This window comes from Streptomyces luteogriseus (assembly GCF_014205055.1).
Classification (GTDB): domain Bacteria; phylum Actinomycetota; class Actinomycetes; order Streptomycetales; family Streptomycetaceae; genus Streptomyces; species Streptomyces luteogriseus.
On record NZ_JACHMS010000001.1, the window covers coordinates 5,753,529 to 5,775,820 of the forward strand.

The 22,292-nt window shown below is 69.2% G+C and carries 20 protein-coding genes, 2 tRNA genes and 2 pseudogenes; 19 read left to right on the top strand and 5 right to left on the bottom strand.

Annotated features, from left to right (window positions below; translation table 11 throughout):
- The first annotated feature begins 10 nt into the window (after positions 1-10).
- Positions 11-448, top strand: coding sequence for an HD domain-containing protein (locus tag BJ965_RS25525; RefSeq protein WP_184917534.1), 438 nt, complete (start codon positions 11-13; stop codon positions 446-448).
- 15 nt (positions 449-463) lie between these two features.
- On the opposite strand, the gene BJ965_RS25530 is transcribed toward BJ965_RS25525, so the two are convergent.
- Positions 464-1,582 carry an acyltransferase family protein gene (locus BJ965_RS25530; RefSeq protein WP_313667018.1) on the bottom strand — a complete coding sequence of 373 codons (1,119 nt, stop codon included), beginning with the start codon at positions 1,580-1,582 and terminating at the stop codon, positions 464-466.
- Between the two features lie 694 nt (positions 1,583-2,276).
- On the opposite strand from BJ965_RS25530, the gene BJ965_RS25535 reads away from it, so the two are divergent.
- Both BJ965_RS25535 and BJ965_RS25540 read left to right on the top strand, forming a co-directional pair.
- The gene (locus BJ965_RS25535; protein ID WP_031107160.1) at positions 2,277-2,471 is read left to right on the top strand and encodes a hypothetical protein; all 195 of its coding nucleotides are present in this window, start codon (positions 2,277-2,279) and stop codon (positions 2,469-2,471) included.
- Between the two features lie 106 nt (positions 2,472-2,577).
- Positions 2,578-4,965: a serine/threonine-protein kinase gene (locus tag BJ965_RS25540; protein ID WP_184917540.1), complete on the top strand. Its 2,388-nt coding sequence runs from the start codon at positions 2,578-2,580 to the stop codon at positions 4,963-4,965.
- A 15-nt stretch (positions 4,966-4,980) separates the two neighbouring features.
- On the opposite strand, the pseudogene BJ965_RS39525 reads toward BJ965_RS25540, so the two are convergent.
- Positions 4,981-5,088 (bottom strand): annotated as a pseudogene (locus BJ965_RS39525) (ASCH domain-containing protein); the annotation flags it as partial.
- Positions 5,089-5,365: 277 nt separating this feature from the next.
- On the bottom strand, positions 5,366-5,581 hold the full coding sequence (locus BJ965_RS25545; protein WP_184911138.1) for a hypothetical protein: 216 nt from the start codon (positions 5,579-5,581) through the stop codon (positions 5,366-5,368).
- 184 nt (positions 5,582-5,765) lie between these two features.
- Between BJ965_RS25545 and BJ965_RS25550 the strand changes: the two genes are divergently transcribed.
- From BJ965_RS25550 to BJ965_RS39530, 4 genes and pseudogenes are all read left to right on the top strand, one after another.
- Positions 5,766-6,701, top strand: coding sequence for a GNAT family N-acetyltransferase (locus BJ965_RS25550; RefSeq protein ID WP_184911140.1), 936 nt, complete (start codon positions 5,766-5,768; stop codon positions 6,699-6,701).
- 38 nt (positions 6,702-6,739) lie between these two features.
- Positions 6,740-6,997 carry a hypothetical protein gene (locus BJ965_RS25555; RefSeq protein ID WP_184911142.1) on the top strand — a complete coding sequence of 86 codons (258 nt, stop codon included), beginning with the start codon at positions 6,740-6,742 and terminating at the stop codon, positions 6,995-6,997.
- Positions 6,998-7,183: 186 nt separating this feature from the next.
- Positions 7,184-7,366 (top strand): annotated as a pseudogene (locus tag BJ965_RS40480) (hypothetical protein); the annotation flags it as partial.
- 6 nt (positions 7,367-7,372) lie between these two features.
- Positions 7,373-7,537, top strand: coding sequence for an integrase (locus BJ965_RS39530; RefSeq protein ID WP_246546030.1), 165 nt, complete (start codon positions 7,373-7,375; stop codon positions 7,535-7,537).
- Between the two features lie 66 nt (positions 7,538-7,603).
- On the opposite strand, the gene BJ965_RS25565 is transcribed toward BJ965_RS39530, so the two are convergent.
- Positions 7,604-7,677, bottom strand: a tRNA-Gly gene (locus BJ965_RS25565).
- Between the two features lie 164 nt (positions 7,678-7,841).
- On the opposite strand from BJ965_RS25565, the gene BJ965_RS25570 reads away from it, so the two are divergent.
- The 5 genes from BJ965_RS25570 (at position 7,842) to clpX (ending at position 12,721) form a co-directional block, all read left to right on the top strand.
- Positions 7,842-7,918 (top strand) — tRNA-Pro (locus BJ965_RS25570).
- A gap of 193 nt (positions 7,919-8,111) precedes the next feature.
- Positions 8,112-9,497 carry a trigger factor gene (gene tig / locus BJ965_RS25575; RefSeq protein WP_184911146.1) on the top strand — a complete coding sequence of 462 codons (1,386 nt, stop codon included), beginning with the start codon at positions 8,112-8,114 and terminating at the stop codon, positions 9,495-9,497.
- A 333-nt stretch (positions 9,498-9,830) separates the two neighbouring features.
- Positions 9,831-10,436: an ATP-dependent Clp protease proteolytic subunit gene (locus BJ965_RS25580; RefSeq protein ID WP_030836220.1), complete on the top strand. Its 606-nt coding sequence runs from the start codon at positions 9,831-9,833 to the stop codon at positions 10,434-10,436.
- 109 nt (positions 10,437-10,545) lie between these two features.
- Positions 10,546-11,253 carry an ATP-dependent Clp protease proteolytic subunit gene (locus BJ965_RS25585; RefSeq protein ID WP_030836223.1) on the top strand — a complete coding sequence of 236 codons (708 nt, stop codon included), beginning with the start codon at positions 10,546-10,548 and terminating at the stop codon, positions 11,251-11,253.
- 181 nt (positions 11,254-11,434) lie between these two features.
- A complete protein-coding gene (gene clpX / locus BJ965_RS25590) occupies positions 11,435-12,721 on the top strand; it encodes an ATP-dependent Clp protease ATP-binding subunit ClpX (RefSeq protein WP_010041898.1) in 1,287 nt (428 codons plus the stop codon).
- A gap of 68 nt (positions 12,722-12,789) precedes the next feature.
- On the opposite strand, the gene BJ965_RS25595 is transcribed toward clpX, so the two are convergent.
- Positions 12,790-13,752 carry a hypothetical protein gene (locus BJ965_RS25595; protein ID WP_184911148.1) on the bottom strand — a complete coding sequence of 321 codons (963 nt, stop codon included), beginning with the start codon at positions 13,750-13,752 and terminating at the stop codon, positions 12,790-12,792.
- Positions 13,753-13,890: 138 nt separating this feature from the next.
- On the opposite strand from BJ965_RS25595, the gene BJ965_RS25600 reads away from it, so the two are divergent.
- The 7 genes from BJ965_RS25600 to mreD all read left to right on the top strand — a co-directional run bounded on the left by BJ965_RS25600 (position 13,891) and on the right by mreD (position 22,144).
- On the top strand, positions 13,891-16,521 hold the full coding sequence (locus BJ965_RS25600; protein ID WP_184911156.1) for a valine--tRNA ligase: 2,631 nt from the start codon (positions 13,891-13,893) through the stop codon (positions 16,519-16,521).
- Positions 16,522-16,704: 183 nt separating this feature from the next.
- Entirely contained in the window at positions 16,705-18,228 is a 1,524-nt protein-coding gene (folC, locus tag BJ965_RS25605; RefSeq protein WP_184911159.1) for a bifunctional tetrahydrofolate synthase/dihydrofolate synthase, read from the top strand.
- Between the two features lie 5 nt (positions 18,229-18,233).
- Positions 18,234-18,590 carry a DUF4233 domain-containing protein gene (locus BJ965_RS25610; protein WP_184911161.1) on the top strand — a complete coding sequence of 119 codons (357 nt, stop codon included), beginning with the start codon at positions 18,234-18,236 and terminating at the stop codon, positions 18,588-18,590.
- 65 nt (positions 18,591-18,655) lie between these two features.
- Positions 18,656-19,069 (top strand): nucleoside-diphosphate kinase, encoded by a 414-nt coding sequence (gene ndk, locus BJ965_RS25615; protein WP_030836243.1) that lies wholly within the window; start codon positions 18,656-18,658, stop codon positions 19,067-19,069.
- A 275-nt stretch (positions 19,070-19,344) separates the two neighbouring features.
- On the top strand, positions 19,345-20,364 hold the full coding sequence (locus BJ965_RS25620) for a rod shape-determining protein (RefSeq protein ID WP_004001297.1): 1,020 nt from the start codon (positions 19,345-19,347) through the stop codon (positions 20,362-20,364).
- A gap of 144 nt (positions 20,365-20,508) precedes the next feature.
- Entirely contained in the window at positions 20,509-21,456 is a 948-nt protein-coding gene (gene mreC, locus BJ965_RS25625) for a rod shape-determining protein MreC (RefSeq protein WP_184911163.1), read from the top strand.
- 13 nt (positions 21,457-21,469) lie between these two features.
- Positions 21,470-22,144 carry a rod shape-determining protein MreD gene (gene mreD / locus BJ965_RS25630; protein ID WP_184911165.1) on the top strand — a complete coding sequence of 225 codons (675 nt, stop codon included), beginning with the start codon at positions 21,470-21,472 and terminating at the stop codon, positions 22,142-22,144.
- Positions 22,145-22,292: the final 148 nt, after the last annotated feature.

Genomic DNA, 22,292 nt, shown 5'->3' on the forward strand with positions numbered 1-22,292 from the left:
GACATCCCGGATGACCCTGGCCCAGGTCGAGGCCACCGCCCGCGCCGCACACACCGGCCAGACCGACAAGGCGGGACGGCCCTACGCCGAACACCTCCGGGCCGTGGCGGAGGGCGTACGGGCGCGGGGCGGTGACGAGGAGCAGATCGCGGCGGCCTGGCTGCACGACGCGGTCGAGGACGACGCCCTCTCCGCGGAGTGGCTGCGCGAGGCCGCGCTGAGCAGCCGTACGAAGGACATCGTGCTCGCGGTCACCAAACGGGCCGGGGAGCCGCCGGAGGCGTACGCCGCGCGGGTCCTCGCCACGCCCGGCGCGCTGCTGGTGAAGGAGTCGGACCTGGCGCACAACGCGGACCCGGCCCGGCTCGCGGTCCTCGACGAGGCGACCCGGAAACGACTGACCGAGAAGTACGCACGGATGCGCGCGCTTCTCGGTCTCGTCGGATGAATCCCGGTCGGAGGGTCAGGCGTTGACCTTCTCGCGTTCGCGTTCGCGTTCGCGCCGCTCGGCGCTCTGGCGTTCGCGGGCCAGCTCGGCCGCGTCCCGCTTGAAGGCCCAGGCCATCTTCGGCTCCATCGCGAACCGGAAGACGCGCTGCACCGGCTTGGTGCACAGGACCGTCACGACGGCGGCCGCGAGGGCGGTCACGAGGATCTCACCGGTCGGATGGTGCAGCCAGGAGGCCTCGAACCAGCCCTGGTAGTCGCCGGCCTTCACCAGGAAGCCGTGCAGCAGGTAGCCGTAGAGCGTGCCGGCGCCGAGCGCGGTGAACCACATGTGGCGGCGCGGCACCCAGGCGAAGAAGCAGGCGGTCAGCACCAGGGAGCAGCCGAACATGGCGAGCACCATGACCGGGCCGGTCCACCACGGAGCGCCCAGTTCCTGCGCGGCGTCCCGGTGGTAGAACCACGCGGTGTTCATGCGCGGCACCGCCCACCAGCTGAAGGCCAGGGCGGCGGCGAACACGGGCACCGAGGCGATCCGTACCCCACGTGTGCGCACCATGTGGAAGTGCTCGGGCTTCATGACCAGGCCCAGCACGAAGAACGGCAGGAACTGCAGGACGCGCTGCAGGTCCAGGTCGTCGCCGATCTCCGGGGTGACGGTCGCCAGCATGGCGAGACCCAGCGCGAGCGGCAGCGGCCAGCGCACCAGGTTCCAGATGGGGGTGGTCAGCCGCCAGACGAACAGCGCGACCAGGAACCAGGTCAGGTACCACGGGTCGAGGAGGCTGATGTCCTGCCCCGGGTCGTCGTCGATCCACCGTTTGAAGAGCGGGTAGGCCGTCTCGAAGATGATGTACGGCACGGCGACGCCGGTGATCAGGCGCTTCAGCCGGTCGGGCCGCATGTCGAAACTGCGCGAGAAGTAGCCGGAGATGATGATGAACGCCGGCATGTGGAACGCGTAGACGACCTGGTACGCCGCCTCGAGTATCCGGCTGTCGCCCTTGAGCGGCTCCCAGGCGTGGCCCATGGCCACCAGCACGATCGCGAGGTACTTCGCGTTGTCGAAGAACGCGTCGCGCTGCTTGCCGTTCTGTTTCTTCTGCGTGCTCTGCGGCGAGCGGGGGCTCGGCACTCCGTCGGCCGGTGACTGTGCCGGGGGAAGTGGCGCCCTGCGGTCGCCGTTCGGTCGCAGCGAGTTCGTCACAGACCCTCCCACCAGGAGCTCGGGGAGACGATCCGGGACCTCGCTGCGCGTGCGGGGGACGAGGCAGCGTGGAACATCTGAGGCACCCTAGCGTTCCCTGCAGCTATTCGTAAAACGCCGGAAGTGATTCCTGGCTATTCGCTGCGGGTACCCCGGATTACGGGGAGTTGACGTCACTGTCGGCGTGATGGCCGACACATCGTCCGAGACGGATCACGTGCACCGACTGGGCCTTGTTTGTCGTGATACTTCCGGACTAAGTGACGCATAAGACCAGCAGGCGACTCCAGTGGAATGTCCGCTTCAGGTCTCTTGACCCCTGGTTCGCGGGGCTGTTGCCCGGCTTGTGGCTGCAATTCGAATTAGCTGCGAACGCGTTGTGTGGAGACGGAAACGATTCGGATGAATTCCCTGTGCGGGTGGCCCGTCGAATTGCCGTGCGACTCCCCGGGGTTGGGCCCTCGCGGACAGACGGCGCACAGGATTGGCGGCAACACGCGTGTGGTCGATGTGTCACGGGCCGCATAGCGCGGGCGCGTTGGTGGCACGATGGTTCTGGCGGGGGTGCGCGGGGTCGCGTCTCCGGCCCGGGAGAGCGGACCGACCGAGGGTGTGATCAGTTGTGGCCATTTCACTGTCTGTGGTGCTGCTGTTGGCGATCATCCTTGTGGTGTTGCTGAGAGGGGGCTCCATCAAGGCGGGACCTGCGATCGTGGCGATCCTCTTCGGCTTCTTCCTCGCCTCGACCGGCATGGCCCCGTCCATCAACCGGTTCCTCAACTCGATAGCGGACACCATCAACTCCATCAGCTTCTGACCGGGACGGCGGGGTCCCCGCCGCGCCCCGCGCTGCGGGCCCGGTGCGGGGCCGGGTTACGCTCGCCCCGACCACAGGACGGTGCGTGACGGGGGGAACGTACGGGATGGCGCTGCGCGATTCCGACCCGGCGGAGGTGGGCGGCTACCGCATCGAGGACCGCCTCGGCTCCGGCGGCATGGGTGTGGTCTACCTGGCCCGCTCGGCGTCCGGCCGGCGCCTCGCGATCAAGGTCGTGCACAGCCAGTACGCCGACGACGACGAGTTCCGCACCCGTTTCCGCCGCGAGGTGGCCGCCGCCCGCCAGGTCAGCGGCGCCTTCACGGCGCCCGTCGTGGACGCCGACGCCGACGCCACGCATCCCTGGATGGCCACCCTCTACATACCGGGCGCGGACCTCGGCACCCATGTCCGCGAGCAGGGCCCGCTCCCGCTGCCCCGCCTGCGCGGCCTCGCCGCCGGCCTCGCCGAGGCGCTGCGCGACATCCACCGCGCCGGGGTCGTCCACCGCGACCTCAAGCCGGCCAACGTGATGCTCGCCGAGGACGGCCCCCGCGTCATCGACTTCGGCATCTCCCGTGCCGCCGAGTTCGCCGCCTCCGACGTCCTCACCCAGACCGGCCGCGTCATGGGCACCCCGCCCTTCATGTCCCCCGAGCAGTTCGCCTCTCCCCAGGACGTCGGCCCGGCCGCCGACATGTTCTCCCTCGGCTCGGTCCTCACCTACGCCGCCACCTGCCGCGGACCCTTCGACAGTCCCAGTCCGTACGAGACGGCCCTGCGGGTCGTCGAGGGCGAGCCCGACCTCACCGGCGTCCCGGACGAACTGCTGCCCTTCGTCCGTCTCTGCCTGGAGAAGCACCAGAAGTCCCGCCCCGCCGCGGACGAACTGTTCACCCTCCTCCGCGACGGCGGCACCCCCGGCCCGCGCCCCGTGCACGGCGCCGCGACGCGCCCCGTACGCCCGTGGCCCGGCGCACGGCCGACCGAGCCGGCCGTCACCGCGTGGCCCGACGCGGCCCGCACCGAGCGCGGCGAAACGTCCCGCCAACTGCCCGAGGAGGCGGACGCCGGGCGGGACGAGGAGCGGCGCCCCCGTTCCGACAGGACCCCGACGGAACACTCCGGGCCGCCCCACGCCCCGGCCGGGACGCCGTCCGAGGACGAGCACCCCCGAAGCCGCCGCAGACCCGCGCTGCTGCTGGCCTCCGCCGCCGCGGCCGTGGCACTCACCGCGATCGTCACCACCACCGTGACCCTGATCCGGGACAACGACCGCCCGGATCCGGCGGGCGACCGCCCGGCCTCGTCCACCGCCGAGGCGGCCGGCCTCCCCGACGGCTGGAAGCCGTGGGTCGCCACGGCGAAGGCCCCCGGCGGCAGCGACGGCGGCCTGGGCGGCGCCGACACCTCCTTCAAGAACTGCTCCGTCGTCGACGCCTCCCTCGTGTGCGCAGGCTCCGACCTCATGGCGACCCGCTTCGGTCTCGCCGACGGCCGCAACACCTGGAGCCGGCCCGTCGACTCCACCCCCGACGGCGCCTCCGGCGACGAGGGCGCGCTCATCGGCACCGGCGACGGACGCGTCTACGGCTACGGGGCCGAGGACGCCGAAGGCACGAGCGGCGTGGGTTCCAGTTACGCGGTCTACGCCCTGGCCGCCGGAACCGGCAAGGAACTCTGGCGGACCCCGACCGGCAGTGGCGAGACGGCGGTGGTCCCCGACGGGCCCCAGGGCGCCGCGACGGCGGTGTCCGAGGGCGTCGTCACCTTCTACGGATCACAGGGCGACCAGTACGCCCTGCTCGACGCGGAGACCGGCGAGGTGCGCTGGCGGCAGCCGAAGCCTGGCGACCGGGGTGACTGCGCGCTGGACGCGGCGGCCGACCGTGCCTACCTGATCTGCACGGCCGAGGTGAACGACGGGAAGACCGCCGAGACCACCGTCTCCGAGATCGACCAGGGCACCGGGAAGACCCGCTGGACCGTCGAGGCCCAGGGCTCTTTGCAGATGCTCGGCCGGCAAGGCGGACTCCTGGTGTTCACGGACGGCGTGTCCATGACCCGCGGCCTCACCCTGATCGACGCCGCCTCGCGGAAGCTCACCGTGCGACGGCTGGCGGAGGCCCGGCCCGAGGCCTCGAGGGCGTACCTGGTCCGCGGCACCGTCTACTTCACGCGCACCGGCGGCGGCGTCCGCGCGGTCTCGCCGCTCACCGGGCGGACCCTGTGGGAGTCCAACACCACCGTGGAGCGGCAGGGGCCACCGACCGCCTCCGCCACCCAGGTGTACTTCGCGTCGCCCAGCGGCCGCCTCGCCGCCCTGAACGCGCGCAGCGGCAAGGTCGAGGCCACCCGGGACGGCCGCGACGACGGCGGCCGGGTGGACAGCATGCTCGTCACCTCCGGGGCACAGCTCCTCCTCGTCGGCGACGCCCTGTACGTCCCCTATGGCGTGCGCTCCGTCTACACCGTCGACGTGCGCGACCTCTGAGAGCGGCGGACCGCCGCCGTGCCAGAACCGCTCGTGGTCCTCTCGCCACTCGGCCGCGGCGGCACGCCCCTCGCCCTCGTCCACCGCGTGCGCGGGATCGACCCGGGTGGGCGGGACCACGCGCGCCGGTCACGAACGTGCAGTGCTTGACGAGGTCGGAGCCGACCGCACCAGCCGCAGCGGGGTTTCCCTCCTCCGCCCGCAGCACACCGCCGGGTGAACCGGACGCGCATGAGCCACGGCACAGGGGCACGCGGGGGACTGGACACAGCCCCGGGAAACGATCTGGCAGAACGGTGACCTGCGTGTTCTCGGGAGGATCGCCGACGTTCCCCGTTGGTCCCCGCTGCTTGCTCTCCCATCGGGCACGCAAGGGGCACGGGTGGCTGCCTGTGTGCGGCTACGACGACGGAGCCGGCTCCCTGCGCCGGGTGAATCGACGGCAGGCCACCCAGAGGTTGACCAAGAACAGCACTGATCCGGCGATGGGCCAGCTCAAGGATCCACCGTCGCGGTACGTCTCGATGCCGATCACCAGCATCAGTGAACCGACCGCCACCCCCACCACATCGAGGAGGACGTCTGCCAGCCTCGCGATCCTCGACAGGTTGATCACGGCTAGATCGTGGCAGGTGACCGCGCTCATTGCCAAGGGCCGTTCCCCTGCCAGGACCTGTGCCTTTCCACGCGGTCGGTGGAGGCTCAATGGTCGAGTCAGGCTCCCTCGAACGCGATCAGTAGCCGAAGACCTAGGCGAAAAAGACGTGGTCCCGTTGGCCGTGCGGTGTCATCGTGATCGGATGCTCTATCGCGCTGCCACCGCAGACCCCGCAGACCTCAATCGCGCCGCCGCCTACGCGGCCGATGGTCCCGTCCCCGCCTTGACCGCGGAAAGGATCCGAGAGGAGCTCGCGAGCAACCAGTTCCGCCCCGAGTGGATCTGGTTCGCTGAGGACGAGGATGGGGAGATCCTGGCTCGCGCTCTGTGGTGGGGCCGGGCCGACAGCGCGCGGCCGATCGCGCTCGATTGCCTCCAGGTACGCTCCAGCGTCGTCGACCCGGTCGCCATTGCCTCCGGGCTGCTAGCCGCCGGCCATGCCGCCTTCGGGGCTCTTCCTGCTTACAACATCTCGCTGCCCCGCGACTGGCGGAGCAACCCCGTGCTGGTCGATGCGGTGGCCTGGCGCAGGGAGGCGGCGTGCAGGTCAGGACTGAGCAGCGAGATTGAGCGTCTGCGGTACGAGTGGACACCGGTTGCCAAGGTCCCTGTGCCTGAGGGAAAGCTGATCTTCCGGGAGGGTACGGACGAGGAGTTCCTCGACGCGTTCATCCGAGTGTCCGCTGGGAGCCTGGATCAGCACACGCAGAACGAGCTCCGCTCGATGGACGTCGAGCAATTGGCCCGCGAGGACATCGAGTTCTACCTCGACTGTCCCGGTGAGCGCTCCTGGTGGCGCCTTGCCGAACTCCCGGACGGCACTCTGGCGGGCCTGGCCATCCCCTCCGCGACCCCCTACCACCGAAACGTCGGCTACCTGGGTGTCGTTCCAGAGCAGCGCGGACAGGGCCTGATCGACGAAATCCTCGCCGAGATCACCAGGTTCCACGCGAGCGAGGGCGCCGACCGCATTACCGCTACGACGGACGTCGTCAACGTTCCGATGGCCGCCGCCTTCGACCGCGCGAGCTATGAGATAACGGAGATCCGCCTCGTCCTGGAAGCCCCACCACAGTGAGCCGACCGCCCCGGCCACAGAGGGTTTCTCCCTACGTCATGCCCGCTGCCGCTGGCACCGGCCCGACCACGGTCGCCAAGGCCTACGCCCTGCTGCGCGCGATCATGGGCACGGCCGTCGCCGACCAGATGATCAGGCGCAACCCGTGCACGATCAAGGGCGCCAGCACCGTACACACCCCCGAACGGCCGACCGCCACCGTGCAAGAGGTCTACGACCTGGCCGACGCCATGCAGCCCCGCTACCGGACACTCGTGCTGATGGCCGGATTCCTCGGCCTGCGCTGGGGGAGCTGATCGGCCTGCACCGCCGGGACATCGACCTCGACCACGGGGCCGTACGTGTCCGCCGGGCCGTCGCCGAGCTGTTCAACGGACATCGCGAGATCAAGGCACCCAAGAGCGCTGCGGGCAAGCGCACCGTGTCGATTCCGGCCGCGATCATCCCGGACATCCGTGACCACCTGGAGCGGTACGCCGAGTATGGCGCCGACGGCCGGGTGTTCCTCGGTTCCAAGGGGGGCGACCCCTCGCCGGAACCACTTCAACCGGCTGTGGCGCAAGGCGTGCAGCGATGCCGGGATCAAGGGCCTGCACTTCCATGATCTTCGGCACACGGGCAACACCCTCGCAGCGTCGACCGGGGCCGGCACGCGAGAGCTGATGTCTCGCATGGGCCACAGCACGGCCCGTGCCGCGCTGATCTACCAGCACGCAAGCGCCGAGCGTGACCGGCTGATCGCCGACGCCCTGAGCGCCCTCGTCGACAAGGGCCGGAAGAGCAAGAAGAAGCAAGATCCAAAGCGGAAGGGGCGCGCGGGGGACACGCCGGACTGAACGCAGCCCCGAGAAACACTCAGGGCCAGGCGGAGGAATGATCCTCTGACCTGGCCCTGAGCCATATGGAGCGGGCGACGGGAATCGAACCCGCGTAGCTAGTTTGGAAGACTAGGGCTCTACCATTGAGCTACGCCCGCACAGCACGCGCCGCAGGTCGGGCGACCGCGGCACTGAAGGCATCGTAGCGGGTCGGCCCCCTCCGTCGCACACCGCATTCCCGCCGGACCGGACGCGGCAGGGAGCCTGTGGAAATGCGACGGCCGCACCGGCTGTCGGCATGTACCCTACGTCTCGCACCAGACGGGGTGTGGCGCAGCTTGGTAGCGCGTCCGCTTTGGGAGCGGAAGGCCGTGGGTTCAAATCCCGCCACCCCGACCAGCCACCCGATCATCTCGCGTGATCGCCCATCCGATCATTCGCGTGATCGCCTTTTGGGCGGTGTCGGCGCTGCCGTTACTATGCAAGCTGCACGCCCGTGTGTCTCAGCGTCTGAAGTCTCCGGGCGGCGAAATCCGCCGGGCCGTTCTGGCCCCGGCAGAAACCAAGAAGTCAGCCACAAGGAGACCGAACCGTGAAGAGCGCCGTGGAGACCCTGAACCCGACCCGGGTTCGGCTGACTGTCGAGGTGCCCTTCGAGGAGCTCAAGGACAGCCTCGACGCGGCGTACAAGAAGATCAACCAGCAGGTCACGGTGAAGGGCTTCCGCAAGGGCAAGATCCCTGCCCGTGTCATCGACCAGCGCTTCGGCCGCGGTGCGGTGCTGGAGGAGGCGGTCAACGACGCGCTTCCGAAGTTCTACACCGACGCGGTCAACGAGGCCGAGCTCAGCGTGCTGGGCCAGCCCGAGGTCGACATCACGGAGCTGAAGGACGGCGAGACGCTGAACTTCACCGCCGAGGTCGACATCCGCCCCTCCATCGAGATCCCGGACTTCTCCGGCATCGAGGTCGAGGTCGACGCGGTCGAGGTCACCGACGAGGACGTCGACAAGGCCGTCGAGGAGCTGCGCGAGCGCTTCGCCTCCACCGCCCCGGTCGAGCGTGCCGCCGAGGACGGCGACGTCGTGACGATCGACCTGCAGGCCAAGGTCGACGGCGAGGTCCTGGAGGACGGGGTCGCCGACGGCGTCTCCTACACCATCGGCTCCGGCGAGCTGCTGGAAGGCATCGACGACGCCGTGAAGGGCGTGGAGGCCGGTGGCGAGGCCACCTTCACCTCCGAGCTCAAGGGCGGCTCCGCCGCCGGCAAGGAGGCCGAGGTCACCGTCAAGGTCACCCAGGTCGCCAAGCGTGAACTGCCCGAGCTGGACGACGAGTTCGCGCAGCTCGCCTCCGAGTTCGACACCATCGAGGAGCTCCGCGCGGACAGCCGCAAGCGCCTCGAGAACATGAAGCAGTACGACCAGGCCACGCAGGCCCAGGAGCGTGTCCTGGAGAAGCTGCTCGAGCTGGTCGAGGTCCCGGTCCCCGAGAAGCTGCTCGAGGACGAGGTCAACACCCGCAAGCACAACCTCGAGCACCACCAGCTCGGCCAGATGGGCCTCGACCTCGCGAAGTACCTGGAGATCCAGGGCAAGAGCGAGGAGGAGTTCGACGCCGAGACCAAGGAAGCCGCGGTCAAGGGCATCAAGACCCAGTTCGTGCTCGACGAGCTCGTCAAGCAGGAGAAGCTGAACGTCAACCAGGAGGAGCTCACCGAGCACCTCATGCGTCGTGCGGCCTCCTCCGGCATGTCCCCCGACCAGTTCGCGCAGGCGGTCGTCGAGGGTGGCCAGGTTCCGCTCCTGGTCGGCGAGGTCGCCCGCGGCAAGGCCCTGGCCGTCGTGGTCGAGAAGGCCACGGTCAAGGACACCAACGGCGAGATCATCGACCTCGACGACGAAGAGGACGAGGACACCACCGAGGCCTCCGCCGAGGAGACCCCGGCCGAGTCCGCCGAGGAGAAGACCGAGGGCTGAGCCCCGGTAGCGGTGAGTTCGTGAGAAGACCCTGGGGCACGCCCCAGGGTCTTCTCGTCACTGGCGGGGGCAGCCCACCTCAGGGGCGCGGAAAACTGCGCGGGCAACCACGACGCGCCCGCAGCCGCCGATGATCGGAACCACCCCGCCGAAGCCGCGCAGCGCTACGCCCCCGGCGAACACTCCCATCTCCGGGATTCCCCGAAGGGACCCGCGCGTTAGGGTCCATGAATACGAGGGCAGTGGAGTCCCCGAACGGCTCCTAGCCCCTAGGGAAACGTGAGACGGCCCGGCGCCGTCGTAAGACGAGCAGGTGGATACGTGACGAATCTGATGCCCTCAGCCGCCGGCGACCCTTCCATCGGTGGTGGCCTCGGCGACCAGGTCTACAACCGGCTGCTCAACGAGCGGATCATCTTCCTCGGCCAGCCGGTCGACGACGACATCGCGAACAAGATCACCGCGCAGCTGCTGCTCCTTGCCTCCGACCCGGAGAAGGACATCTACCTGTACATCAACAGCCCCGGCGGTTCGATCACGGCCGGCATGGCGATCTACGACACCATGCAGTACATCAAGAACGACGTGGTGACCATCGCCATGGGCCTCGCGGCCTCGATGGGCCAGTTCCTGCTCAGCGCCGGCACCCCCGGCAAGCGCTTCGCGCTGCCGAACGCCGAGATCCTGATCCACCAGCCCTCCGCCGGCCTGGCCGGTTCGGCCTCGGACATCAAGATCCACGCCGAGCGGCTGCTGCACACCAAGAAGCGCATGGCCGAGCTGACCGCGCAGCACACCGGCCAGACGATCGAGCAGATCACCCGCGACTCGGACCGCGACCGCTGGTTCGACGCCTTCGAGGCCAAGGAGTACGGCCTCATCGACGACGTGATGACGACGGCCGCCGGTATGCCGGGCGGCGGCGGCACCGGGGCCTGAGCGGTCCCCACGGGGCCTGTGGCGCCCCGTGAGGCCCACGGAGCCCTCCCGGGCCCCAGCGACCCCAGACAGCCCCAGCCGACCGCCTCAGCCCTTTTCAGGAGACACCGTGAACCAGTTCCCCGGCAGTGGGATCTACGACCGTATGCACGCCGTGCAGGACATGAGCGCCTCGCAGGGCCGCTACACCGGCCCGCAGGCCGAGTCCCGCTACGTCATTCCGCGCTTCGTCGAGCGCACTTCCCAGGGCATCCGCGAGTACGACCCGTACGCGAAGCTCTTCGAGGAGCGCGTGATCTTCCTCGGCGTCCAGATCGACGACGCCTCCGCCAACGACGTCATGGCGCAGCTGCTGTGCCTGGAGTCGATGGACCCCGACCGTGACATCTCGGTCTACATCAACAGCCCCGGCGGCTCCTTCACGGCGCTCACCGCGATCTACGACACGATGCAGTACGTGAAGCCGGACGTTCAGACGGTCTGCATGGGCCAGGCTGCCTCCGCAGCCGCCGTCCTGCTGGCCGCCGGTACGCCGGGCAAGCGCATGGCCCTGCCGAACGCGCGCGTGCTGATCCACCAGCCGTACAGCGAGACCGGCCGCGGTCAGGTCTCCGACCTGGAGATCGCCGCGAACGAGATCCTCCGGATGCGCTCGCAGCTGGAGGAGATGCTGGCCAAGCACTCCACCACGCCGGTCGAGAAGATCCGCGAGGACATCGAGCGCGACAAGATCCTCACGGCCGAGGACGCGCTGAGCTACGGCCTCATCGACCAGATCATCACCACCCGCAAGATGGACAACTCGAGCCTGCGCTGACGCGAGAGGCAGTGACGTCTGCCGCCCCTTGGCACGGTTTGACTCGGTTCACGTCAAAGCGAACCGCGCCAAGGGGGGCCCGAACGAGGGGCCCGGCAAGGTACCGTCGGACATAAGGCAGCACCAGGAGTCCGCTGGACGTACACGTCCAGGAGTCTCCCAGGCGAAGGGGAAGCACACCGTGGCACGCATCGGTGACGGCGGCGATCTGCTCAAGTGCTCGTTCTGCGGCAAGAGCCAGAAGCAGGTCAAGAAGCTCATCGCAGGGCCCGGTGTGTACATCTGCGACGAGTGCATCGACCTCTGCAACGAGATCATCGAGGAAGAGCTCGCGGAGACCAGCGAGGTCCGCTGGGAGGAACTCCCGAAGCCCCGCGAGATCTACGAGTTCCTCGAGGGCTACGTGGTCGGCCAGGAGGCCGCCAAGAAGGCCCTCTCCGTAGCGGTGTACAACCACTACAAGCGAGTCCAGGCCGGCGAGAACGGCGGGGCGAACGGCCGTGACGACGCCATCGAGTTGGCGAAGTCCAACATCCTGCTCCTCGGCCCCACGGGCTCCGGCAAGACCCTCCTCGCGCAGACCCTCGCGCGCATGCTGAACGTCCCCTTCGCGATCGCCGACGCCACGGCGCTCACGGAGGCCGGTTACGTCGGCGAGGACGTCGAGAACATCCTGCTCAAGCTGATCCAGGCGGCCGACTACGACGTCAAGAAGGCCGAGACCGGGATCATCTACATCGACGAGATCGACAAGGTCGCGAGGAAGAGTGAAAACCCCTCGATCACGCGCGACGTGTCGGGCGAGGGTGTCCAGCAGGCTCTGCTGAAGATCCTGGAGGGCACCACGGCCTCGGTCCCGCCGCAGGGCGGCCGCAAGCACCCCCACCAGGAGTTCATCCAGATCGACACGACGAACGTGCTGTTCATCGTGGGTGGTGCCTTCGCCGGGCTGGAGAAGATCATCGAGTCCCGCGCCGGCGCCAAGGGCATCGGCTTCGGTGCGCAGATCCGCTCCAAGCGCGAGATGGAGTCCAAGGACCAGTTCCAGGAGGTCATGCCGGAGGACTTGGTCAAGTTCGGCATGATCCCCGAGTTCATCGGCCGCCTCCCGGTCATCACCTCGGTCCACAACCTCGACCGCGAGGCCCTGCTCCAGATCCTCGTCGAGCCGCGCAACGCGCTGGTGAAGCAGTATCAGCGCCTCTTCGAACTCGACGGTGTGGAGCTGGACTTCGAGCGCGAGGCCCTCGAGGCGATCGCCGACCAGGCCATCCTCCGCCAGACCGGCGCGCGCGGCCTGCGCGCCATCATGGAGGAAGTCCTCCAGGGCGTGATGTACGAGGTCCCGTCCCGAAAGGACGTGGCCCGGGTCGTCATCACGGCGGACGTCGTCCAGTCGAACGTCAACCCGACGCTGATCCCGCGGGATGCGCGGGGGCGGGGGCCGGGCGAGCAGAAGACGGCGTGACACAGACGTAAAGGGAAGGGGCCCCGGTCGATGACCGGGGCCCCTTCCCTTTGTGCCTTCGCCCGTTGTCAGGCCTTGACGCGGATCTCCGGGCGGATCTTGGTGGTGACGTCGATGGCGGTGTCCTTGGAGATGCTCCCGCTGACCTCACCCGGCGACACCATGGCAATGGTGCTGTAGTCGGCCCAGGCGCAGAACCAGTCGGTCTTCTCCTTCTTGGTCGCCGGGTCCTGCCCCTTGGCCGCCTGGCACTTCATGACCGCACCGTCGAGGTCCGCCTCTTCGGGCTCACCGATCAGCTCGGTCTTGCTGCCGTTGCTGGAGGAGGAGCCCTTCTGGGACGACTTCTTGAAGTTGGCGAAGAATGCGTCCAGAGACGCCTCGGGGTCCGAGACCTCACCGTAGACGCCGACGAACGTGACCCCCTTGGCCGTTGCCATCTGGGCGGCCGAGGAAGGGTCGTCGGGGTCGTACTTGCTGATGTCCATCGTCGAGTAGGAGCCCACCAAGGACTTGGCGTTCTTGACGCCGGTCTTCTCCAGTTCGTTGGCGGAGTCGTCGCCGACGGTCTGTCCGTCCTTCGTGACGCGGTTGTACTCGCCCAGCACCTTCGCCGGAGTCGCCAGCTTGTGCGGCCCGTCGTCCTCCAGGGCGCCCGCGCCGGCGCCCCCGCCGATCACGAAGTACGCGCCCACGCCGATCGCCGCCACGACCGCGACCGCGCCGATGATGAGGCCGGTCTTCTTCCCGCCGCCACCCGGCGCGGGCGGCTGGGGCACGCCGTACGGGGCCTGGCCGTAGGGCGGCTGCTGGCCGTACGGGGGCTGCTGGCCGTAGGGCGCCTGCTGGGGCGGGACGCCCTGTGGGGGCTGTTGCGGGTAGCCGTAGCCGGGCTGGGGCGGAGGGGCCTGCTGGGGATATCCGTAGCCGGGCTGGGGCGCCTGCGGCGGCTGGCCGTACGGGCCCGGCTGGCCGTACGGACCGGGCTGCTGGGGCTGCCCGCCGTACGGGCCCGGCTGGTTGTAACTCATGTTCTGGGTTCCCCTCCAGATGCTTATGTGTTCCGGACATCCTGGCGCAGACCCGCCGTGTGCATGGCATCGGGGCCCCCACCGTTACAAACGAAACGCGTTTCGGGACCGGTCGGTGACACCTCTAAACTGACCCCCGTGACCGAGAACGCTCAGCAGCAGCCACCAGCGCCCAGCACCGACCTGCCGACCCAGTACGCGCCGGCCGACGTAGAGGGGCCGCTGTACGAGCGCTGGGTAGAGCGGGGTTACTTCGAGGCGGACGCCAAGAGCGACAAGCCGCCGTACACCATCGTCATCCCGCCGCCGAACGTCACGGGCTCGCTCCACCTGGGGCACGCCTTCGAGCACACGCTCATCGACGCCCTGACCCGCCGTAAGCGGATGCAGGGCTACGAGACGCTGTGGCAGCCCGGCATGGACCACGCCGGCATCGCCACGCAGAACGTCGTCGAGCGGGAGCTCGCCAAGGAGGGCAAGTCCCGCCACGACCTGGGCCGTGAGACGTTCGTCGAGCGCGTCTGGCAGTGGAAGGGCGAGTCCGGCGGGCAGATCAGCGGCCAGATGCGCCGGCTGGGCGACGGTGTCGCCTGGTCCCGCGAGCGCTTCACGATGGACGAGGGCCTGTCCCAGGCCGTCCAGACCATCTTCAAGCGGCTCTACGACGACGAGCTCATCTACCGCGCCGAGCGCATCATCAACTGGTGCCCCCGCTGTCTGACGGCCATCTCGGACATCGAGGTCGAGTACCAGGACGACGACGGCGAGCTCGTCTCCATGAAGTACGGCGACGGGGACGACACCATCGTCGTCGCCACCACCCGCGCCGAGACGATGCTCGGTGACACGGCCGTCGCGGTCCACCCCGGGGACGAGCGGTACAAGCACCTGATCGGCAAGCTGGTCAAGCTGCCGCTGACCGACCGCTCCATCCCGGTCGTCGCGGACGAGCACGTCGACCCCGAGTTCGGCACGGGCGCCGTCAAGGTGACCCCGGCGCACGACCCGAACGACTTCGAGATCGGCCAGCGCCACGACCTCCCGGCCCTGACGATCATGGACGAGCATGCGGTCATCACCGCCCACGGCCCCTTCCAGGGCCTGGACCGGCTGGAGGCCCGCTCGGCGATCGTCGCCGCGCTGCGCGCCGAGGGCCGGATCGTCGCGGAGAAGCGGCCGTACGTCCACTCGGTCGGCCACTGCTCGCGCTGCAAGACGACCATCGAGCCGCGGCTGTCCATGCAGTGGTGGGTCAAGGTCGGTCCGCTCGCGAAGGCGGCCGGTGACGCCGTCCGCGACGGCAAGGTCAAGATCCATCCGCAGGAGATGGAGAAGCGCTACTTCGACTGGGTCGACAACCTCCACGACTGGTGCATCTCGCGGCAGTTGTGGTGGGGCCACCGCATCCCGGTCTGGTACGGCCCGAACGGCGAGATCGTCTGCGTCGGCCCCGACGAGGAGCCGCCCGGGACCGAGGCCGACGGCTGGCGTCAGGACACCGACGTCCTCGACACCTGGTTCTCCTCCGGCCTGTGGCCGTTCTCCACGCTGGGCTGGCCCGAACAGACCGAGTCGCTCGCGAAGTTCTACCCGAACTCCGTCCTGGTCACCGGCTACGACATCCTCTTCTTCTGGGTCGCCCGGATGATGATGTTCGGCCTGTACGCGATGGACGGCACCCCGCCGTTCCACACCATCGCCCTGCACGGCATGGTCCGCGACCAGTTCGGCAAGAAGATGTCGAAGTCCTTCGGCAACGCGGTCAACCCGCTGGACTGGATGGACAAGTACGGCAGCGACGCCCTCCGCTTCACCCTCGCCCGCGGCGCCAACCCGGGTGTCGACGTCCCGATCGGTGAGGACTGGGTCCAGGGCTCGCGCAACTTCGCCAACAAGATCTGGAACGCGACGCGCTTCGCGATGATGAACGGCGCCACGATCGAGGGTCCGCTGCCGGACGCCTCGACGATGTCGGCGACCGACCGCTGGATCCTGTCCCGGCTCAACTCGGTCGTCGCCGAGGTCGACGCGTTCTACGAGGACTACCAGTTCGCGAAGCTCTCCGACGCCCTGTTCCACTTCGCGTGGGACGAGGTCTTCGACTGGTACGTCGAGCTGTCCAAGACGACGTTCCAGGCGGGCGGCGAGGCGGCCGAGGTCTCCAAGCGCGTCCTCGGCGAGGTCCTCGACGTCACGCTGAAGCTGCTGCACCCGGTGGTCCCGTTCGTCACCGAGACCCTGTGGACCACGCTCACCGGTGGCGAGTCGGTCGTCATCGCCGACTGGCCGAAGGACAGTGGCTTCCGGGACGCCGACGCCGAGCGCGAGATCGAGAGCCTCCAGTCGGTCATCACCGAGGTCCGTCGCTTCCGCGCCGACCAGGGCCTCCAGCCCGGCCAGCGGGTCCCGGCCCGGCTGACCCTGGACGGCACGCGGTTCGCGCCCCACGAGGCCGCCATCCGCCAGCTGCTACGCCTCCAGCCGGAGGGCGACGCCTTCACGGCCACGGCCACCCTCCCGGTCGCCGGTGCCGAGGTCGCCCTCGACCTGTCCGGCACCATCGACGTGGCGGCGGAGCGCAAACGCCTCGCGAAGGACCTCGCGGCGGCGGAGAAGGAGAAGTCCCAGGCCAACGGCAAGCTCGGCAACGAGGCGTTCCTGGCGAAGGCCCCCGACCACGTCGTCGACAAGATCCGCACCCGCCTGGCCAAGGCGGAGGAGGACATCGCCCGCATCCAGGCCCAGCTGGAGCGCCTGCCGCAGGGTTAAGGGTTCGTACGGTGTGTGAGGCCCCCGGAGCTGTCGGTCCCGGGGGCCTCACACATGCCTCAGGGGCACGTACCTGCTGTTCAGGGGCGCGGGGAACTGCGCGAGCGACCCCCACGGACCCGCAGCCGCCCAGGGACGCAAGCCACCGCAAACAATGTCGGTCGGTCTCCGTAGACTGGCCCCGTGAGCGAGCTCCCTCCAGACCACAACGCCGACGACCAGCCCGACCACCTCGACCCCTTCGACGAGATCATCGCGGAGGAAACCGACCGCGACCCCGACCTCGCGGTCATCGAAGCCGGCAGCCGAACCCTGCGCACCCAGGGCGGCCCCCCGGACGCCGACATCCCCACGCGCCCCGCCGACCCCGAGATCGACAAGGCCCTGCGCGAGGTCGAGACCGAGCTGGCCACCCGGTGGGGCGAGACCAAGCTGGAGCCCTCCGTCAGCCGTATCGCCGCGCTGATGGACGTGCTGGGGGAGCCGCAGCGGTCGTACCCGTCGATCCACATCACGGGGACGAACGGCAAGACCTCCACGGCCCGCATGATCGAGGCCCTGCTCGGCGCCTTCGAGCTGCGCACCGGCCGCTACACCTCGCCGCACGTGCAGTCGATCACCGAGCGCATCAGCCTCGACGGCGCCCCCATCGCCCCCGAGCGGTTCATCGAGACGTACCAGGACATCAAGCCGTACGTGGAGATGGTCGACGCCTCCCAGGAGTACCGGCTGTCCTTCTTCGAGGTGCTCACCGGCATGGCGTACGCGGCGTTCGCCGACGCCCCCGCCGACGTGGCCGTGGTCGAGGTCGGCATGGGCGGCTCCTGGGACGCGACGAACGTGATCGACGGGGACGTCGCCGTCGTCACGCCCATAGACCTCGACCACACCGACCGGCTCGGCGAAACGCACGCCGAGATCGCGACGGAGAAGGCCGGCATCATCAAGCAGGGTGCGACGGTCATCATGGCGCAGCAGCCGGTCGACGCGGCGCAGGTGCTGCTGAAGAAGGCCGTCGAGGTGGACGCGACCGTGGCCCGGGAGGGGCTGGAGTTCGGTGTCGTCGAGCGGCAGGTGGCCGTCGGCGGGCAGCTCGTGACGCTGCGCGGGCTGGGCGGCGAGTACCCCGAGGTGTACCTGCCGCTGCACGGTGCGCACCAGGCGCACAACGCGGCCGTCGCGCTCGCCGCCGTCGAGGCGTTCTTCGGCGTCGGCGCGCAGCGGGCCGACGCGCTGGACCTGGACACGGTCCGCAAGGCCTTCGCGGCCGTCGCCTCGCCGGGCCGGCTGGAGGTCGTGCGCAGGTCGCCGACGGTCGTGCTGGACGCCGCCCACAACCCGGCCGGTGCCCGGGCCGCGGCAGAGGCGATCGGGGAGGCGTTCCAGTTCAGCCGGCTCATCGGTGTGGTCGGCGCGAGCGGCGACAAGAACGTCCGGGGGCTGCTGGAGGCCTTCGAGCCGGTGTTCGCCGAGGTCGTGGTCACGCAGAACTCCAGCCACCGTGCGATGGACGCCGACGAGCTCGCCGGTATCGCCGTGGAGGTGTTCGGCGAGGAGCGCGTCCAGGTCGAGCCGCGGCTGCCCGACGCACTGGAGGCCGCCATCACGCTGGCCGAGGAGGAGGGCGAGTTCGCCGGCGGCGGTGTGCTCGTCACCGGTTCCGTCATCACCGTCGGCGAGGCCCGACTGCTCCTGGGGAGAGGCTGAGTCCCGTGCGCACGCTCTGTTCTTCGACCCTGATCGGCGAGTTCTTCGTCATCGGGTTCGCCGGTCTGGTCGCCATGAAGGACCCCGACCTGTCCATGACGGCCGTGTGGACGGTCAGCGGCATCGCGATGTTCCTGTGCCTGGTGCTGTGCGGCCTGGTGACGCGCCCGGGCGGGGTGGCCCTCGGCTGGGCGCTGCAGCTCGCGCTCATCGCGTCCGGGTTCATCGTGCCGACCATGTACTTCCTGGGGGCGATCTTCGCGGCCCTGTGGTGGGCGTCGGTCCACTACGGCCGGAAGGTGGACGAGGCGAAGGCGAGATTCGCGGCCCAGGCGAGTTCCTCCACACCTGACGCTGCGTGACAGTCGCCCCGACACGCCGGGTAATCTCGTCCCACCGCTCAACCTTTACGCATTAGGAGCCCGTAGTGAGCCAGCGCACCCTCGTCCTCCTCAAGCCCGACGCCGTTCGTCGAGGCCTGACCGGCGAGATCATCAGCCGCATCGAGCGCAAGGCGGGCTGGACGATCACCGCGCTGGAGCTGCGCACCCTGGACCAGGACACGCTGGAGCAGCACTACGGCGAGCACAAGGGCAAGCCCTTCTACGAGCCACTGGTGGACTTCATGGCCTCCGGTCCGGTCGTGGCGCTGATTGTCGAGGGTGAGCGGGTCATCGAGGGGGTGCGCGCGCTCGCCGGTCCGACCGACCCGATCGCCGCGGCGCCCGGCTCCATCCGCGGCGACTACGGTGTGATCGTCCGGGAGAACCTGATCCACGCCTCCGACTCCGAGGAGTCCGCCGAGCGCGAGGTGAAGATTTTCTTCCCCGGCCGGGCGTAGCGTCCGCACCTCACCAGCACATACGGCAGGTCCGGGGGCCGGCGCCCCCGGGCTTTGCGGCATATGCGTGGCGATCGAGGGAACGATGGTCCCCGAACGCCCGTCTCCAGAAGCGAATGCGGACGGCATCTGCTGACAATGGCGGAGACCCTCCCGCAGTGTTCGCGAAGGCGCGTCTACGATGGAAGCCTTCACGTCACAGCACCCACCTTTGCCTACCTGAAAAGCCCTCAAAAGCCAGTGGGAAGGCCAGACGAATCCTGATGGGGAACTCAATGTCGTTCATCGGCCGTGACATGGCTGTCGACCTCGGGACCGCCAACACGCTGGTGTACGTCAGGGGTCGCGGGATCGTACTCAACGAGCCGTCCGTCGTCGCGATCAACACCAACACCGGTGGCATCCTCGCGGTCGGCGCCGAAGCGAAGAAGATGATCGGGCGCACGCCCGGCAACATCGTTGCCGTTCGTCCGCTGAAGGACGGCGTGATCGCCGACTTCGAGATCACCGAGCGGATGCTCCGCTACTTCATCCTGAAGATCCACAAGCGGCGGTATCTGGCTCGTCCGCGGGTCGTCGTCTGTGTGCCCTCGGGCATCACGGGCGTCGAGCGCCGCGCCGTCATCGAGGCGTCGTCCCAGGCCGGCGCCCGTCAGGTGCACATCATCGAGGAGCCCATGGCCGCGGCCATCGGCTCCGGCCTGCCGGTCCACGAGGCCACGGGCAACATGGTGGTCGACATCGGCGGCGGCACCACGGAGGTCGCGGTCATCTCCCTCGGCGGCATCGTCACCGCCCAGTCCATCCGTGTCGCGGGCGACGAACTGGACAACGCGATCATCCAGCACATCAAGAAGGAGTACTCCCTCCTGCTGGGTGAGCGCACGGCCGAGCAGATCAAGATCACGATCGGTTCGGCGTACGACCTCGACTCCGACGAGCACACCGAAATCCGCGGCCGGGACCTCGTCTCCGGGCTGCCGAAGACCGTCGTCATCTCCGCCGCCGAAGTCCGCAAGGCGATCGAGGAGCCGGTCAACGCGATCGTCGACGCCGTCAAGACGACCCTCGACAAGTGCCCGCCGGAGCTGTCCGGCGACATCATGGACCGAGGAATCGTTCTGACCGGCGGCGGAGCGCTGCTGCGCGGTCTCGACGAGCGGCTGCGCCGGGAGACCGGCATGCCGATCCACATCGCCGAGGACCCGCTGGACAGCGTGGCGCTCGGATCCGGAAAGTGCGTCGAGGAGTTCGAGGCGCTCCAGCAGGTGCTGGACGCCCAGCCGCGCAGATGACATAACTCTTCGATTCCGCCGTACGGGACGATCTCCTCTCGTACGGCGGATCGTTGATATAGAGGCATAAGCTCCCACAAAGCAGCCCTTCGGGTTTCCCTGGGGCTTCCCGAATTCCTATGAGGAAGGGCACGGCCGCCGCACGTGAGGGACACACGAGAGAGCCGGCTGCTCCTGGTGCTGCTGATCGCTGTCGCATTCGCGTTGATCACGGTGGACATCCGCGGCGGGGAGGACTCGCCCGTCGACGGTGCCCGGCAGGGCGCGGCGACGGTCTTCGGCCCGATCGAGAGCGGCGTCTCGGCCGCGGTCGACCCGGTCGGCAACGCGGTCTCCGCCATCCGCGACTCCGGTGAACGGCACGACCGGCTCGCCGCGCTGGAAAAGGAGAACGCGGCCCTGAAGGCGCGTCTCGGCAGCGACGACCGCAGCCGCAGCCGCCTCAAGCAGCTCGACAAGATGCTGAAGATCGCCGGCCAGGGCCAGTACGGCATCAAGGGCGCCGAGGTCATCGCCATCGGAGCCGCACAGGGCTTCTCCTGGACCATCACCATCGACGTCGGCGCCAACGACGGCATCAAGCGCGACATGACCGTCCTGAACGGGGAGGGGCTCGTCGGCCGCGTCACCACCGTCGGGCCCAACACCGCCACGGTCCTGCTCGCCAGCGACCCCGACTTCACGGTCGGCACCCGGATGGAGTCCGGCGACGAGCTCGGCTTCGCCTCCGGGCAGGGCGACCGCCCGCTGCGCGTCGAACTCCTCAACGGCAAGGCGGAGGTGAAGAAGGGCGACCGCCTGGTCACCTTCGGCTCGCAGGCCGACCGGCCGTTCGTACCCGGCGTGCCCGTCGGCGTGGTCTCCCGCGTCGACCCCTCCGGCGGCGGCCTGACCCGCACGCTCTACGTCACGCCGTACGTCGGCTTCACCAAGCTCGACATCGTCGGAGTCGTCGTCGAGGCCCCGAAGAAGGACCCGCGCGACACGGTCCTCCCGCCCAAGCCCAAGCCGACCCCCAGGCCGACGGTGACGGTGACCGTGACGCCGTCGGCCGAGGCACCCGTGGACGGCCAGAACCAGCAAGAGCAGTAGGAGCTGTCACCCCATGCGCGTCAACCGGATCCTGCTCTCCTCCGCCCTGGTCGTCGTCGCCCTGGTGATCCAGGTGAGCGTCCTCGCCCGCCTTCATCTGCCCGGCGCCGTGCCCGACCTGCTGCTGCTCACCGTGCTCGGCCTCGCGCTGGTGTACGGGCACGTGGGCGGAGCCCTCGTCGGGTTCGGCGCGGGCCTGCTCGCCGACCTGGCCCCGCCCGCCGACCACGCCGCCGGGCGCTACGCCTTGGTGCTGTGCGTCATCGGCTACCTCGCCGGCCTGGTGAAACCCGAGACGGGGCAGCTGAAGTCCGCGACCGGCCCCATGGTCGTGGTGTTCGCCGCCGCGGTCGGCTCCACCCTGCTGTACGCCGGGGTCGGCGCCCTCGTCGGCGACACCGCCGCCCGCCACGTCGGCCTCGGCAGCCTGCTGTTCACGGCCGCACTGTACGACCTGCTGCTCGCCCCGTTCGTCGTCCCGGGAATCATGGCCCTGGCCCGGCGCGCCGAGAACGATCCGCTCGCCGAGTCGACCTCGGCCGCCGCGAAGGCCACGGACATCTCCTCCGGCTGGCTCTCCGGCGGCACCGGACTCAAGATCGGCAGCCAGCGCAACGGGCTGAGGGTGAAGGCGGCCCGGGCACGGATGGCACGCGCGGGGCGCATCAAGGGGGTCAAGCGGCTGTGACCTCGGAGAAGTTCACCCGAACGGATCGCTCCGGTAGGAACGCCGGCTCGTGGGCCCGTCGTTCATCACTCGTATCCGCACATCCGTGCCCGGCCGCACCGCCGCACCCGCACACCCGTACGCGCACCGAGAGGGGGAGGCAGCCGCA